Annotated in this window: 14 protein-coding genes; 7 read left to right on the top strand and 7 right to left on the bottom strand. The window is 47.5% G+C overall.

Annotated features, from left to right (window positions below; genetic code table 11):
- Nucleotides 1–128 precede the first annotated feature (128 nt).
- The 3 genes from E4V70_RS09885 (at nt 129) to E4V70_RS09875 (ending at nt 1,934) form a co-directional block, all read left to right on the top strand.
- Entirely contained in the window at nt 129–983 is an 855-nt protein-coding gene (locus E4V70_RS09885) for a D-amino-acid transaminase (protein WP_122863613.1), read from the top strand.
- Between the two features lie 152 nt (nt 984–1,135).
- Entirely contained in the window at nt 1,136–1,633 is a 498-nt protein-coding gene (locus E4V70_RS09880) for a 2-thiouracil desulfurase family protein (protein ID WP_122863612.1), read from the top strand.
- Nucleotides 1,611–1,934, top strand: a complete 324-nt coding sequence (locus E4V70_RS09875; protein WP_122863611.1) for a hypothetical protein — start codon at nt 1,611–1,613, stop codon at nt 1,932–1,934. The genes E4V70_RS09880 and E4V70_RS09875 overlap by 23 nt, the downstream gene beginning before the upstream one ends.
- Nucleotides 1,935–2,267: 333 nt before the next feature.
- Here the strand turns inward: E4V70_RS09875 and E4V70_RS09870 are convergent, their stop codons facing one another.
- A complete protein-coding gene (locus E4V70_RS09870; protein ID WP_122863610.1) occupies nt 2,268–4,337 on the bottom strand; it encodes a bifunctional C40 family peptidase/M15 family metallopeptidase in 2,070 nt (689 codons plus the stop codon).
- A 50-nt stretch (nt 4,338–4,387) separates the two neighbouring features.
- Here E4V70_RS09870 and E4V70_RS09865 point away from each other — a divergent pair, with 50 nt between their 5' ends.
- Both E4V70_RS09865 and E4V70_RS09860 read left to right on the top strand, forming a co-directional pair.
- Nucleotides 4,388–5,710, top strand: coding sequence for an ATP-dependent DNA helicase (locus tag E4V70_RS09865; protein ID WP_122863609.1), 1,323 nt, complete (start codon nt 4,388–4,390; stop codon nt 5,708–5,710).
- The gene (locus E4V70_RS09860) at nt 5,707–6,210 is read left to right on the top strand and encodes a hypothetical protein (RefSeq protein ID WP_122863608.1); all 504 of its coding nucleotides are present in this window, start codon (nt 5,707–5,709) and stop codon (nt 6,208–6,210) included. Before E4V70_RS09865 ends, E4V70_RS09860 begins: the two co-directional genes overlap by 4 nt.
- A 553-nt stretch (nt 6,211–6,763) precedes the next feature.
- Here the strand turns inward: E4V70_RS09860 and lolA are convergent.
- A complete protein-coding gene (lolA, locus tag E4V70_RS09855) occupies nt 6,764–7,276 on the bottom strand; it encodes a LolA-like outer membrane lipoprotein chaperone (protein WP_004321189.1) in 513 nt (170 codons plus the stop codon).
- Nucleotides 7,277–7,365: 89 nt separating this feature from the next.
- Here lolA and secA point away from each other — a divergent pair, with 89 nt between their 5' ends.
- Together secA and E4V70_RS09845 are read left to right on the top strand one after the other, a co-directional pair.
- On the top strand, nt 7,366–9,951 hold the full coding sequence (gene secA, locus E4V70_RS09850) for a preprotein translocase subunit SecA (RefSeq protein WP_122863607.1): 2,586 nt from the start codon (nt 7,366–7,368) through the stop codon (nt 9,949–9,951).
- A gap of 242 nt (nt 9,952–10,193) precedes the next feature.
- Nucleotides 10,194–11,390 (top strand): ABC transporter permease, encoded by a 1,197-nt coding sequence (locus E4V70_RS09845; RefSeq protein WP_122863606.1) that lies wholly within the window; start codon nt 10,194–10,196, stop codon nt 11,388–11,390.
- 398 nt (nt 11,391–11,788) lie between these two features.
- Here E4V70_RS09845 and E4V70_RS09840 read toward each other — a convergent pair whose 3' ends face one another.
- The 5 genes from E4V70_RS09840 to purH form a co-directional block, all read right to left on the bottom strand.
- Entirely contained in the window at nt 11,789–12,082 is a 294-nt protein-coding gene (locus E4V70_RS09840) for a metal-sulfur cluster assembly factor (protein ID WP_122863605.1), read from the bottom strand.
- Nucleotides 12,079–13,281, bottom strand: a complete 1,203-nt coding sequence (locus tag E4V70_RS09835) for a peptidase M50 (protein WP_122863604.1) — start codon at nt 13,279–13,281, stop codon at nt 12,079–12,081. Before E4V70_RS09835 ends, E4V70_RS09840 begins: the two co-directional genes overlap by 4 nt.
- Nucleotides 13,282–13,289: 8 nt before the next feature.
- Entirely contained in the window at nt 13,290–13,628 is a 339-nt protein-coding gene (locus tag E4V70_RS09830) for a hypothetical protein (protein WP_122863603.1), read from the bottom strand.
- Between the two features lie 235 nt (nt 13,629–13,863).
- The gene (locus E4V70_RS09825; RefSeq protein ID WP_122863602.1) at nt 13,864–14,049 is read right to left on the bottom strand and encodes a peptide ABC transporter ATP-binding protein; all 186 of its coding nucleotides are present in this window, start codon (nt 14,047–14,049) and stop codon (nt 13,864–13,866) included.
- A gap of 218 nt (nt 14,050–14,267) precedes the next feature.
- Nucleotides 14,268–15,806 (bottom strand): bifunctional phosphoribosylaminoimidazolecarboxamide formyltransferase/IMP cyclohydrolase, encoded by a 1,539-nt coding sequence (gene purH / locus E4V70_RS09820; protein ID WP_122863601.1) that lies wholly within the window; start codon nt 15,804–15,806, stop codon nt 14,268–14,270.
- Nucleotides 15,807–16,104: the final 298 nt, after the last annotated feature.

Genomic DNA, 16,104 nt, shown 5'->3' with positions numbered 1-16,104 from the left:
TTCTGATTATCCTTAAATTTAGCCCCAATTATATCAAAAACTTCGTAATCCAAGCTAAAATTTGGACTTAAGGCAACGCTTTTTTAAGAGTATTTGAGCTAAAATTACTTAAATTTTAAGGAGAAAAAATGAACGGAATAGTATATCTAAACGGCGAATTTATAGACGCTGCGGCGGCTAAAGTTAGCGCATTTGACCGCGGATTTATCTTTGGCGACGGCATATACGAGGTCGTACCGGTGCTAAACGGACGGCTCGTGGATAGGGATGATTTTTGGGAGAGATTTGAGAGGAGTTTGGCTGCGATCGAGCTAAGCTTGCCGCTTTCAAAGAGCGATTTTCAGGGAGTTTTAGAGGAAGTAGTCTGGCGAAACAACCTAAAAGAAGGCGGCGTTTATATGCAGATCACCCGCGGCGTCGCCGATAGGGATTTTAAATTTATAAAAGGCTTAAAGCCGACTTGTTTCGTGTTTTGCTACGAAAAAGATATCGTCGCAAACCCTGACGCCGCGACCGGCATCGAGGTCGTTAGCGTCGAGGATATCCGCTGGAAGCGCCGCGACATCAAGTCGATCTCGCTTTTGGCGCAGTGCTACGCTAAAGAACAAGCCGTAAAATCCGGCGCCTACGAGGGTTTTATGGTCGAAAACGGCTTTGTGACCGAGGCTACTAGCTCGTCGGCATTTATCATAAAAGATAACGTCCTGATAACCAAACCGCTCTCAAACGAGATTTTGCCTGGTATCCGCCGCAAAGTGATCTTAGGTTTTGCCCAGAAGGCGGGGCTAGAGATCAGACAGCGACCGTTTACGATGCAGGACGTTTACGAAGCTGACGAGGTGTTTATCTCAGCTGCGACGCTACCGCTACTGCCCGTCGTCAAGGCCGACGGCAAGCCGATAAACTGCGGCAAAGTCGGCAAATACGTGCCGATGCTAAGGCAAATGTATATAGATAAGATTAAAAAAGAGGCCGGGCTTTAGGCTAAAATTTGACGTTTCGGGCCGGCTTTGCATTTGTGCGGGTCGGCTCAAATTCGGCTAAATTTGACGAATGCATTTAAATTTGTCGTCCGAAGCGTTAATAAATTTAAGCAGAAATAACGCTTGCCGGACTATTAAATTTGGAACCAACGATGAAAAATAAACCCAAAATTTTAATCAGCGCCTGTTTGCTCGGCGAAAACTGTAAATATAACGGCGGCAATAACGCAGACGCGATTTGCGTGGGCAAGCTTGCCAAACTTAGGCAAATTTACGAGCTAATCGCCGTTTGCCCGGAGTATCTGGGCGGACTAACGACCCCGCGCGAACCTGCCGAAATTTGCTCAAACGGGCGGGTTTTAACCAAATTTAGCGGCCGCGACGTGACTCGAGAGTTTCTTTTAGGTGCGCGAATTTGCGCCGATATCGCTAGCAAAAACGGCTGTAAAATCGCTATTTTAAAAGAGCGAAGTCCAAGCTGCGGAAGCGGCGGGATATATGACGGAAGCTTCACGGGACGGCTCGTTAGCGGCGACGGATTAACCGCAGCGGCGCTAAAAAATCTAGGCGTTCGCATCGTCGGCGAGAGCGCGCTTGCGGAGCTAAATTTAGAAAAAGAAGCGCAAAATGGCCAAATGGATAAACGTTAAAGATATAAAGGACGGCGCGAAATTTTACGCCGGAGCGGCGATAAAGATAATGTCCACGCCGCGCGGGCTGGAGGAGGGAAATTTTATCCCCGATGGAGGGCTTGTTTACCTTGTCTCGGACAATGCTTCGGATAAGAGTTATTTTAACTGCGTCTGCCTAAGCCCTGGCGAAGAAGGAAACGTGATCTGCCGCCCCTGGCAAAAGGGTAACTGCGTATTTGGAAGCGGGATCAAGCGGATGTTTGAAAGCAAGCTGCAAAGGGCGTTTATAAGTAAAAGCATCGAGATCGCGGTAATATAAGGCGGTAAAATTAAGTAGCTAGAATCAGGTTGATGGCGAGCGGCGTAAACACCGTCATAAATTTGGGCATATCAAATTTCTAGCGCGATTTTGGAAATTTTGCCGCTTGAAATTTAAAAAATCTCAAATTCGTCAAATTTGCTTAAACTAAAAAATTGACACGCGAGCTACTGTAAGGCTAGCATTAAATTTAAAATTTACAAACCGCCTATTGCCAGCTAGAACCCAAATTTTAACGGACGACAAAAACAGTGACGCCTAACTGCTAGCCAAAACATAACGATAAATTGGGGCCCAATTTGCCCAAATTTATCGTTAAAACCGCTGTCAAATTTATCTTAGATGCCCAAATTCCGGTCTATACTCGAAGTGCATCGTATCAAAGCTAACCCAGCGCCCGCCCCAGATGAAGCCGTGTTTTTCAAAAACGCGCACGATCTCCTCAGGGATTTGATTGCGGTAGCTACCGTCCTTACTCCAGCGCCAGTAGTCGCTCTTGTCGGTATTTATGTCGATCGCGATGCCGTAGGAGTGCGTGCTCTTGCGCTTGGTGCCCTCGATCACGCGCCAGTTAAACGTACCCGACGGATTGTCAAGAAATTTTAGCAGCTCGGGCTTTTGCAGGGCTAGCGCGTCAAGCTCGTTTGAGACGGCTTGCAGAGCCGCTGCCGCGCCGTTTTTAGAGTTAAATTTAAACGTTTTGCCGCCGTGATTTTTTAGCCAAACGACGTCGGTTAAATTTGCCTTCACTTCCGCCTCGCTCGCGCCGTAAATTTTATCTAAAAGCTCGTAGTTTCGGTATCTGCCCGCGTCATTGCTAGGTAGAGCCAAAGGCTTAAAGAGCAGATAAGGCTGCGCAAAAGTATCCTCGACGTCGGCTAGATTTAGCAGATGCGCCGTGTCCTTTGCCTCGCCGTCGTCAAATTTGATCTTAGCGCCGTCTGCAAAAATCACCTCGTTGCCGACGATTTTCACGCCGTAGGCTTTTTCGATCGCCGATTTTTTCGCGCGCGACGCCTCCTCGCCGCTAGCAACCTCAAAGGTATTCATCGAATTTATCCGCGAGACCAGCAAGCGTTTTGGATCGATTCCCGCTACGTCCGAGCCGATTTTTAGCGTCGTGATCGCCACGCCGCCGATCATGGCTCTGCCGTTATCTTTCGTGCGGATGCCCCAGACGTCGTGCACGGCGAGCGGTTCGTCGCCGCGCAGACCCGCGTAGAGCATGATGTGCCCGTTCATGTGAAATAGCGTTCTATACGGCACGGCTTGCGTTTTTATGACGCGTAGTTTTTCTTCCGCGCTTAAATTTGCTAAGCTCACGACCTTGCCGATTTGGCCTTGCGCCTTTGAGTTTCTGGGTAGCCACACGCCAAAGCTACCGAGGAAATCCTGCAAAAACAGCGAGCAGTCGCGCTTGCCGCCGAATCCGCCCCAGCCGTAGCTTTGCCCGAGCAGCGACGACGCCAGCGCCCTTACGTTTTCGTCGCTAAATTTAAGCGGAAAGCGGCTTGCGCTTTGTTTTGAGATCTCGTAGTTTTTTAGCCCGCTTTGGGTTTGGATTTTACCGTAAAATTTAAACTGATCCTCGCTTTGAAACGGCAAAATCGCGCCTATGCGTCCGTAAAATAAAAAGTTACCGTTTTTGTCGTAGACGGGTTCTTCGTCTTTGATAACGCTTAAAAATTTAGAATTTTTTAGCTCTTGCACGGCCTCTGCGCTTAAAATTTTGATTTCGGTCGATTTTATCCAGGCCCAGACGTTATCGCTACCCACAAATGCCCACGCGCCGTCTGCCGAAAAGTGCGAAACGTAAAGCGGATATCCGATAGAGACGAAAGATAGCTGAGCGTAGTCAAACGGTAGTCCCTCGCCGGCGCGTGCCGGATTATAAAGTACGGCTTCATCGGTAGGTATGTTTCGCAATCTCGCGTTTGCCGTCGTTACCGCAGGCAAAGAAACCTTGCCGAAGCTCTCTACGCTTGCGTTTTTTCGCACTTTTTCAAACCATTCGTTCGGGATTTTGCGCATATTTGAGAAATAATACTGCCTTTTTGACGTGTTTTTATAGTAATCTAGCGCCCAAAAAGCGTCTTTTGCAGTGGTTGAGGGCGCTTTTAGATCAAGTGAGTTAAAGCGTTTTTGCAGTAGCGTTTCGCCGCTACTTTGCGCTTCAAAAGGCAGTATCGGTAGCGCATTTACATTTTGATCGACGTCAAATTTTAGATAGCTGATGTGGCCTAAATTTTCGTCCAAGCTCTCCTCGGGCATGTCGTATGCTGGCGCCGTATTAGCGCCTTGACCCTCTAAATTTACCGCGCCCGGGGTATCTTTTGACGACGCGCAGCCGCCCAGCATCGCTAACGCCGTCGCTACGGAAAATATAAATTTATAAAATTTCAATCTAGCTCCTTAAAAATAAGCTATAATTTTACAAAAAGTTAGGGAAATTTGTGCTAAATCAGCTCTTAGAAATATTAAAAAAATCAAATGTTTTTCTCACCGGGCGCGGCGGAGTAGGCAAAAGCCACCTCACGCAAGCGGTCATCAAGCACTATAAAAGCGAGCTAAAAAACGTCGTGGTGCTGGGCAGCACCGGCATCGCGGCGGTAAATGTCGGTGGAGTGAGCGTACATAGTTTTTTTAAATTCGGCATTTGCTCAAGCCTTGAGGAGCTTCGCGGCTACGACCGCAAACAACGCGGGAAACTCGGCGAACTAAAAAAGATGCTAGACGCCTGCGATCTCATCGTGATAGACGAGATCTCGATGATCAGCGCGGGGCTCATGGATATGATTTATTACCGCTTGATGAGTTCGCGATTCGTCGGGCGCGTGATGCTCGTGGGCGACTTTTATCAGCTGCCGCCTGTACGAAAAAACGGAGATGACGGCAACTCGCTGTTTAAATTTCTTTATGCTTTTAACTCTAGTTCGTGGCATGAATTTGAGTTTAAAAATATCGAGCTAGTCGTCTCAAAACGTACGAAAGATAAGAAATTTTACGATATCTTATCCATGCTTCGCGTCGGGCGGCTGAGCGAAGAGGTGTTTGCCTATATAGAAAATTTACGCGTGCCAAGCGTGCAGGTAGATGACGATACGAGCGTGCTTTTTGGGCGAAATTACGAAGCGGACGAGCTAAATAACAAGATGCTCTCTAAACTATCCGCGCCGCTTGAAAGAGCCGAGGCGCTAGTGGAAATTTACGATGAAAATTTAAACGAAAACGCGCTGGATCGTTGGATCGCAAACCTCTACGCGCCTGAAATTTTAAACATAAAAATCGGCGCGAAAGTTATATTTACCGTAAATAAATGGGGCGAGTACTATAACGGCGAGCGCGGACAGATAATGCAAATTTTAAAAGAAGGCGGCGAGATAAAAAGCGTCATCGTGCAAAAAGCTAACGGCGAGATCGTCGAGGTGGAGCGCGCGAGGTTTGACATGAGCGAGTTTGTGATGGCGGGCGAGCATCTCGAGGAGCGCGCGAGGGCGTCTTTGACGCAGTTTCCGCTAAAGCTAGCCTACGCGATCACGATACATAAATCCCAAGGCATGAGCATAGAAAATTTAGTCTGCGACCTAAATCATATCTTTGCCAACGGGCAGCTCTACGTCGCGCTCTCGCGGGCGATAGATCCAAAAAAGCTGAGGATATTTTACGGCAAAAGTCGGCCGTTTAGAGAGTATTTGCAAAGCGTCGTTAAAATAGACGAGGAGGTCGAGAAATTCTATCTTGAAAACAAATTTGAAAACATTAAGGAAGACGTATGAAAAAGATTTTTGCGCTGGCTTTTGCCACGGTTATGGCCTTTGCCGAGACGCTAAATATCGACAACTTTGAAACCGATCTGTACTCCAGAGACGCTAAAAGCTCGATCAAAAAAGTAAGCGTAAGCCTGCGTCTAGAGGGGCGCGACGTCGCGGATAACGAAGCATACGTACTTGACGCGCTAAACGTCGTTATAGGCAGCTTTTACGTCGAGGATCTGCTAACCTCGCTCGGTAAGGAAAAATTTAAAGACACGCTGGTTAAATACACCGCCAAAAAGCACTCGGTCGATATCGACGAGGTGCTCATCATCTCGCTAAAAACCGTGCGCGAACCAAACATCGAAGAGCTGCTTGAAGCGCTAAAAAACGTCAAAACCACAGGCTCTAAAAGATCGCAAAAAGAGCAGGTCGAGGATATACTTAGAGGAAATAAAAATCAGCTAAAACCGATGGATTTAAATCAGATAGATGATTTTGGTAAAGACTTCGGAGAGCGGTAAATTTAATAACGGCTTGTCTTTTTCCGCCATACTTCGTTACCGACTAAGTCGGCTTCGGTAACGGACGACCTGTCCGCTCACTCGTCTGACGAAAAAACAGTTCGCCTTATCATTTTACATTCAAATTTAAAGTCAAATTTGTAAAATTTAAGCTTTTTCTTTTTTCTTTCGGGAGAGGAAGGGGATTCTACTTACGAAGCGTCGCCCCTTCCTCTCCCAAGCCCTCTCTAACCCCACTGCACGTTCAAGGTGGCGACATAGCTTTGCTCTACAAGCAAAGCGCCGCTGGGGTTTAGAAACTAATTTTTGTTTGTCAAATTTGTATTTTCAAGATGCGGGTCTCGGCGAATAAAATTTTGAGGCTAAATTTGTAAATTTGATTAAATTTGAGTTTTTAAACTTTGAGTGTAAAACGATAAGGCAAAGTATCGCGAGATGATTTTTAGGGTTGTGCGGTAAAATTTTGGCGAAGATAGAACATGTAGTTCATCGAGCCAAAATTTTAAAACTCCGTAAAAAGCGCTCGCGAGACAAGCCGCTTTTTGCTAAAAGTTTATTGGTTTATAACGTCATAATACGACGGTATCACCGGCGTCAGCAAATCATCGCTTATCTTAAAATCTTTTTTGGTATTGCTCAGCGTGATTTTGATCTTGTTGCCGAGCTTATCCTCATAGTCGATCCTTGTCGGGATGTAGTTTTTGACGGTGATTAGGTACTCTACGCCGTCGTATTTGGCCTTGTAGAGCGTGTCGGTGATCTTAACCGCGTTTCTAACGACGTCGATCAAATTGGGCGCCTTTTCAAATTTAGAGATGATCGCTTGCTCGAGCGCATCCTCGATCACGACGACGCGGTTTTTATCAAAGTAGATTTTTTTAGGCGTCGGGCGCTCGTAGATCCAGTAGGCGCGGTTGTTGCTTTTTGCGTAAAATTTACCGAAATAATCAACCGTTTCGTTCTCGCTCGTGATTGTTTGCACGAAGTCGCTTTGAAGCGTGACGAAATTTAACGTAACTCCGAAAGCCGAGGCGCAAAAGAGCAAAAATGCTAAAATTTTTTTCATATATTTTCCTTTATCGGGCGAAATTCTAGCTAAGTTTAAATAATAAAATGTTAAAATCCAAGCTTTAACAAAATTTAAAAAGGCTAAAAATGATAACGGCGTTTATGCAGAAGGTATTCGGCACGAAAAACGACAGGGAAGTAAAAAAATATTTCAAACGAGTCGCTTACATAAACTCGCTCGAGAGCAAGTATCAAGCGATGAGCGATGATGAACTGAAGGCTAAATTTAACGAATTTAAAGCGCAAGTGCAAAACGGCGAAAAGAGTCAGGATGAGCTGCTGGACGATGTGTTCGCCATCGTGCGCGAGGTCGGTAAAAGGACGCTAAATATGCGCCATTTCGACGTTCAGCTAATCGGCGGCATGGTACTAAACGACGGTAAGATCGCCGAGATGAAAACGGGCGAAGGTAAAACCCTCGTAGCAAGCCTACCCGTCGTGCTAAACGCGATGAGCGGCAAGGGCGTACACGTCGTGACGGTAAACGACTACCTCGCCAAACGCGACGCGACGCAAATGGGCGAAATTTATAAATTTCTAGGCCTTAGCGTCGGCGTGATACTAGGCGGCGAATACGACGACTCGGCGCGCAAAGCCGCATACGACAGCGACATCACATACGGCACGAATAACGAATTCGGCTTTGACTACCTGCGCGATAATATGAAAATGGATTTCAAAGACAAGGTGCAAAGAGAGCACAACTTCGTCATCGTGGACGAGGTCGATAGTATCCTCATCGACGAGGCTAGAACGCCGCTCATCATCTCAGGCCCTACAAACCGCACGCTAGACGGTTACATCAAAGCAAACGAAGTCGCGCGCCAGATGAAGCGCGGCGAACCGCCTGCGACTCCGCAAGAAAAAGCCACCGGCGACTTTACCGTCGATGAGAAAAACCGCACGATAGCGATCACCGAAGAAGGCATCTCAAAGGCTGAAAAGCTCTTTGGCGTGGCAAATCTCTACGACATGGAAAACGCGATTTTGAGCCACCACCTAGACCAAGCTCTAAAGGCGCACAACCTCTTTGAAAAAGACGTTCACTACGTCGTTCGCGACGGGCAAGTCGTCATCGTCGACGAATTTACGGGGCGTCTTAGCGAAGGACGAAGATTTAGCGAGGGCTTGCACCAAGCGCTAGAGGCCAAAGAGGGCGTAAAGATACAAGAAGAGAGCCAAACGCTAGCGGATATTACGTTTCAAAACTACTTTAGGCTTTATAAAAAACTATCGGGCATGACGGGTACGGCGCAGACGGAGGCGACCGAGTTTTCGCAAATTTACAAGCTTGACGTCGTATCGATCCCGACAAACGTGCCTGTTATCAGAAAAGACAACAACGATCTTATCTACAAAACAGAAAACGAGAAATTTAAAGCCGTGATCGACGAGATCAAAAAGGCTCACGACCGCGGTCAGCCCGTACTCGTGGGCACCGCCTCGATCGAAAAGAGCGAAAAGCTACACAACCTGCTCGTAAAAGAAAAGATCCCGCACTCCGTGCTAAACGCTAAAAATCACGAAAAAGAGGCCGAGATCATCGCTCAAGCCGGCGCTCGCGGAGCGGTTACGATCGCTACGAATATGGCCGGACGCGGCGTAGACATCCGTATCGACGACGAGGTGCGAAACCTAGGCGGTCTATACATCATCGGCACCGAAAGACACGAAAGCCGCCGTATCGACAACCAACTACGAGGCCGCTCGGGACGCCAGGGCGATCCCGGAGTTAGCCGCTTTTACCTAAGCCTTGAGGATAATTTGCTTCGAATATTCGGCAGCGACCGCATAAAGGCGATAATGACGCGCCTTGGTATCGAAGAGGGTGAAAGCATCGACTCGAAAATGGTCACTAGAGCTGTCGAAAATGCGCAAAAAAAGGTCGAGAGCCTGCACTTTGAAGCGCGAAAGCATATCCTCGAGTACGACGACGTCGCAAACGAGCAGCGAAAAACCGTGTATAAATTTAGAAACGAGCTGCTTGATCCGAATTTTGAAGTCGGCGAAAAGATCAAACAAAATCGCGCCGAATTCGTCGAGCACCTGCTAGCCCAGGCTGAAATTTACGCAGGCGAGCCAAAGAGCGAGTATAACCTCGAAAAACTAAGCTCCGTGATAATCTCAAACGGCGCGCTAATGCAGCCTGACGAGCTAAAAGATCTCGACTACGCCGAGCTTGCCGAGAAGATAACGGCTAAATTTGAGTCCGACTACGAGGAAAAAATGGGCGTCATAGGCGAAGATCAGCGCAAATACCTAGAAAAGGTGCTTTGCCTACAAGTGCTAGATACCGCGTGGCGCGAGCATCTATACCAGATGGATATCCTAAAAACCGGCATCGGACTGCGCGGCTACAACCAAAAAGATCCGCTCACCGAGTATAAAAAAGAGAGCTTTAACCTCTTTATGGAGCTCGTTAGCCGCATCAAATTTGAAAGCATAAAGCTGCTAACGGCCGTGCGCTTAAGCTTCTCCGAGCCTACCGAGTCTGTGCCGCATGAAGCGCAAGATACTGAGGCTGCTAGCGCGCCCGAGAGCGAAGAAAAGCCTGGTAAAAAAGTATCCAGAAATGACCCGTGCCCGTGCGGAAGCGGTAAAAAATACAAAGACTGCCATGGCAAAAGCGGCCCGAAAAAAGGAGCTTTTGCGGAGGATTGGGATAAAATTTAGCTTTGGAGTTTTGGCGGCGGCTTGCTAAATTTAGTATTTAAGTTAGCCGCCGTTTTTTATAGCGGCGCGAAGTCGTAAATTTAAAGCGCCTAGATTTTGCAAGCGGTTTTAAAATTTGGCGTCAAATTTGCGCAGATAGACGATTTAAATTTTAAACTCGCCTCGGCGCAAATTTAAACAAGACAGAGCGACGCAAAAGTAGCGAGCAAACCAAAGCCCAAATTTAAACAACGGAAAATCAAATGAGCCTAACCAAATATCTACTTTTTAAATATCTACGGTTTGATAAAACCCAGCCATTTATCATGCTTTCAGCGCTTTTGGCTTTTCTGGGCGTCGGCGTCGGGCTCATGGTGCTCATCGTCGCGATGGCGATCATGAACGGCTTTGACAAAGAGTTTGAGCGCAAACTTTTTACCATGAACTACCCGATCACGATCCTCTCCGCCATACGCGGCAACATCGACGAGAGCGATGTTAGCGAACTAAAACAAAAGTTTCCGAATCTCAAATTTAGCCCATATATCATGAGTCAAGTTATCATAAAGGGGGCAAATAGCTTCGAGGGCGGACTGCTTTTTGGCGTAAATTCGGCCGACGAAAAGCAGATAAACTCTGTCGTGGCGGCAGGTCTTGAGGACCGAGAACTAGACGGATATGGCCTGCTCGTAGGTCAAGGCGTCAAAAACGAGATGATGATAAACGAAAACGACAAACTCACGCTCATTTTTACTAAAAACGATCCGAGCGGTTTTGCGCTAACGCCTAAAATGAAGCGCTTTGATGTCGTGAGCTCGTTTAGCTCGGGGCTAGTGGCCTACGATAAAAGCTATCTATACACGAGCGTCGAGGCGCTACGCAAGATACTTGAGTACGATGAGGGCAAATTTGACGGTATACACGTGTTTTCAGACGATCCGTTTACCGACATCAAAAAGATCTCGCGCGAGCTACGCCTAGGACAAAAAGCTATCGGCTGGTGGCAACAAAACGGCAACTTTTTCTCTGCTTTGGCGCTCGAAAAGCGCGCGCTTTTCATCGTTTTGATGCTCATCATCCTGGTTGCCTCGCTAAATATCGTAAGCTCGCTACTCATGACCGTCATGAACCGCCGCCAAGAGATCGCGCTACTGCTCTCACTCGGTGCTAGCAAGGCCGAGATAAAAAAGAGCTTTTTTGCTCTCGGCGCCACGATAGGCGGAGGCGGGATAGTGTTTGGGCTCGTGCTCGGACTCTTTGGCGTGTGGTTGCTCGGTAGCTTTGATATCGTAAATTTGCCGGCCGACGTCTACGGCAGCGCGAAGCTTCCTATGGAGTTATCTTTGATCGATCTTGTTATGATTTTGGTCGGGGCGGTCGTTATCGTGGCGTTTTCGTCGTTTTATCCGGCCAAAAAAGCCGCGCAGATAAACGTGCTTGAGACGCTCAGGAATGAGTAGTTATTAATTTAAAATATGTATCGGGGTATTGGGGCTTTACGCTATTTGCTAAGCAAAGCGAGTGATCCGATTAAAACAAGCAGCTTGGCAGAAAAGTACGAAAAGTTTAAAAGAATAAAATATTAAAAACAGATCAAAAACTCGGTAAATTTTGCGCACTTTAGGCGATTGGCGTCAAATCCCAGCGAGTCAGTCAGATCATTTAAAAAACTCGACTTTGCCATTGACATATCTATACCGCCAGAACATGATCGGACGCGAAGGCGAGCCATATCAAGGCGCAAAGACGAGCTTGTCCGGATAAAACAGTACGCGCCCCGGACAAGCTTATAAACAGATCAAATCGTATCAAATTTAGCCGTTAGCTAAGCAAAATTTGATCTCGTCTAGCACCAAAATCACGCTCCTAACGCCGCCCTCACCTCGTCGCTCGCCATCTCAATACTCCACGCAGGCTCCCATACGAGATCTATCTCGCACTCTTTTACGCCGTCGACATTCAGCACCGCCGTCTCCACCCAGCCCAGTATCATCTCGTGCAGCGGGCATGAGCGCGTAGATAGCGTCATCGTGACCTTCGCCTTTCCGTTCTCGTCGCAAACCGCGTCGTAAATCAGTCCCAAAGATACGATATCAAAGCCCACCTCGGGATCGACGATGTTTGAGAGCGCGCCGTAGATTTTTTCTTTCATTTTTCTTCCTTTACTCCAAATTTCGTAAATTTAAAAACATTTATCATATTTATCGCGACCAAAACGATACTAACGAGCAGGCAAGCCACGCCGCAGTGCGCGAGCGATTTTATCTCCAGCCAGGCTCCAAGCTCGTAGAGCGCAAGCCCAAGAGCATTAAAGCCAATGCCGATATATGCGGGCCTTTTGAGGATCATCTGATCTAGTAGCGGCACTTTTGTCTTGCCCACAAAGGGCGCTACGTAGTGGTACCAGATGAGAAACGGCGCGATCTTGTAAAGATGAGCCGCGATAAATGCAAACAAAAAGCCGTAAATCAGCATAAACACCGCCATATCGTATCTACCCGCCGCGATAAATGCGCAAAACAGCACGAAGGCCGCGAGCGAAAGAGCGATATTGACGTTCCAGTAGTCATACGCTTTGCGAACGCGCTTTTTTAGGATATGTAGCGCCTCCGCGACAAAGCAAATAATCGCCGCCCCAAAAGCAAAGTACGCGTAAATCTCACCAAAAAAGAGTAAAACTCCTGCCAAAATATAAAATCCGAAGGCAAATTTGCTAAGCGTAAATTTTAGATCGTGCGCCAGGGCAAACATCGGTAGCAGCACGGTCGCTACGCCTACGATGATGAAAAAAACAAACCCGAGCACGAAATAAACGTGAAATTTAAGCGCGAACATAAAATCCATCGGCAAAGTGCCCGAAAGTATCATCAAAAGGCAAAATCCAAGCGAGATACCCGCGAGTAAAAATATCGCCGAAACAAAAAGCATAAACGCCGCGAAGCTCTTTTTTTCATTGTCCATAAAGCTAACGATATAGGTCGTGCCGAAAAACAGTAACGCCAGAAAAAGCGCCATGCCGCCGCCGTGCAAAAAGCCCGTCTTGCCGCTGATCATCCCGTAGCTCATCGAGGCAGTACCCGCGCAGTAAAGGGCCAAATTTGCCACCGCGCCCTTGATCGTCGAAAACGGCTTTTCTAAAATCACCGAAGTGAGCTGATAAAGCGCGCCGATGATGATGCTCATAACAAAGCCGACAAAAAACACGTGTAAAAATCCCGCCGTCTCAAGCCCCGCGATCGTCTCAAAATCCGCCGCGAAAAAGGCGGGAATGCTCGCGATCAAAAAACAAATGCCCGCGATAAAATAACCGCCCACCAGCTTAAAAGGCGGCGCAAAGGTGTTTAAAAGCATAGCCTATCTCAGTGACAAAGGCTTGTGTCTACGTTCTTGACGTCCGCGCCCTGCTTTAGGCTAAAGGTCATCTTGACCGCCCCGCCCTCCAGATCCTCGCGCTCGACGTCAAACTGCTCCTTTATTTTAGGGATCAGTCCGGCGGGGAATTTATGATTTACCATCACGATTTTGGTGTTTTGATTTGCAAATTTGATCGCTACTAGCGCATTTACCATAGGCTCGGGCGGCACGCACGGACGGCTGTCAAAGCCGACGAAATCCACTCCGCCTTCGCTATATTTATAAAACGGAACCGTCGCGCCCTCGGCATTAAACTGTTCGGCGCCTTTGAAAAAATCGCTCATTTTTTTATCCTTGTTTTAAATTTGGATAATTATACTCTTATTTTGCGCGCGGGCGTCTTGACCTTGCTTAAGGGGTTAAATTTTAAATTTGACGGTCGCGGAGTTAAATTTGAGCGGCGAAACCCGAGCGTCGAAGACGTGAAATTTTAAGAAAAGATAAATTTGGCGGCGTAAATTTGACCGCCGAAGGGCAAATTTTGCGTCTTTAAATGGCATAAAATTTGAGGCAAAACGCCTAGCAGTACTGCTTGTAGCCTTTTTTACAGAGCTGTTTTTTGCCCTCTTGTTTTAGGATTTCGTTTTTGCTCTCACCGTTATAGGTCGAGTTTTGATCGCTGCCGCCGACCTTTTCGCCGTTTACGTAGATATTGGCCGCATAAAGCCCCGCCAAAAATACCAAGAAAACTAAAATTTGCTTCATAAATCGCTTTCAATTAAATTTAATCTCCAAAGCGCAAGCAAATCGCAGTCCAAATTTAAAGGCTAGTAAGTCAAATTTTAAAAAATATCGTTCGCGTAAGATCGGCAAATACAAGTAGAGCTGGGCAAAAGCGCCGTCCGCTATGCGGGCTAAATATTCTAATGCAGCAAAACGGCGCAGTCAAATTTACGCCGCCTCGCCGCAAAAACGATCAAATTTTAGTGTAAAAAGTGGCGTACGCCGGTAAAATACATCGCCATGCCGTGCTCGTTTGCCGCCTGTACGACCTCGTCGTCGCGGATGCTGCCGCCAGGCTGTATCACGGCCTTCACGCCTGCCTCGCTTGCGATATCGATACTATCGCGGAACGGGAAAAACGCCTCGCTAGCAAGCGCGCAACCGCGCAAATCAAGCCCCATATCGCGCGCCTTAGCCACGGCCGCACGTGCGGCGTCCACGCGGCTAGTCATACCCATACCGATGGCAACCACGGCGCTGTTTTTCACATAGACGACGCAGTTGCTTTTCGTGAGCGCCGCGACCTTCCACGCGATCTCAAGGTCTTTTAGCTCAGACTCGCTAGCCGCGCGCTTGGTTTGTAGTTTCATATTTTCTAGCTCGCTAGCTTTCACCTCGTCGCTTTGCTGATAGACAAAGCCGCCGTCAACGTGCTTGAAGTCGTATTTGTCGTTTGCGCGCTGTAAAAATTTATTGCCCTGGGTGAAAATTTTGATACGCTTTTTCGCTTCAAATACTGCAAGCGCGTCCTCGTCCACGTTTGCGGCGATGATAACCTCGACGTAGATTTCGTTGATTTTCTCGGCCAAGGCGCGATCAAGAGTGCCGTTTATCGCCACGACGCCGCCGTATGCCGAGACAGGATCGCATTTTAGCGCTTCTACGTAGCTCTCGAGTAGATTTGATTTTACGGCAAAGCCGCAAGCGTTGGCGTGCTTTACGATGGCGACCGCAGGCACGGTATCAAAGCTGCTCGCTAGTGCCAAAGCGGCGTTTATATCGGTGATGTTGTTAAAGCTAGCTTCGCCTTTTAGTGCGGTGAAGTTGTTGCTGAAAAAATAATCAAACTCGTATAGCGCGCCCTTTTGGTGCGGGTTCTCGCCGTATCTCGCATCAAAAACCTTGCTGCCGGCGATAAATTTCATCTCGCCAAAGCCGTCGTTAAAGCGCTCGTTCATGTAGTTTGCGATCATAGAGTCGTAGGCCGCGGTGTGCTCGTAGGCTTTTATCATCAAATTTCGCCTAAAAGCGGCTTTCTCGCTCTCATCCGCGCCTCCTATGACGCGTAAAACCTCGTCATAATCAAGCGGACTCGTGACGATATAAACGCTAGCGAAATTTTTAGCCGCCGATCGCACCATCGCAGGGCCGCCAATGTCGATGTTTTCGATAATCTCGTCAAAATCATCGGTGCGTATGGTGGTTTGCTTAAACGGATATAAATTTACGCAGACCAGATCGATGCCGCCGATGCCGTGTTGTGCGGCTTGGCTTACGTGGTTTGCGTCGTTTCGCTTGTGCAATATCCCGCCGTGAATCTTTGGGTGCAGGGTTTTTACGCGCCCCTCAAACATCTCGGGTGAGCCGGTGTATTCGCTCACTTCGACCGCTTTTACGCCCTGCTCTTTTAGCAGTTTGTGCGTGCCGCCCGTGCTTAATATCTCAAAACCGAGTCGCTCGAGTCCTTTTGCAAACTCTACGATGCCTTCTTTGTCGCTGACGCTGATTAATGCTCTCATTTATATTCCTTTCTTTTTTGGGCTTTTCTTTTTCTACTTATGCTTTGTTAGTTTTTAAATTTTAAGCTCGATGAACGATATGTTCTATCTACGCTTAAAATTTAAAACTCGCCTCGCATAAGCGAAAAATAATGCGCCCAGTTATTGCCGGTTTGTTTTTGGGTGCTTTTTTGATACTTTGCAAAATCCATCTCGTCCGCTCGCGGCTACGAGCGTAGCGAAGTAGAAAATACCGCACCGAAATTTGGCTGAATTTTACAAAAACCTGGCTAAAATTTACGAATTTAAAAGGCGAAGT

Source organism: Campylobacter showae, assembly GCF_900699785.1.
GTDB lineage: Bacteria > Campylobacterota > Campylobacteria > Campylobacterales > Campylobacteraceae > Campylobacter_A > Campylobacter_A showae_D.
Note: the sequence above shows the minus strand (reverse complement) of the source record. Positions and strands in the feature narration are given on the sequence as shown.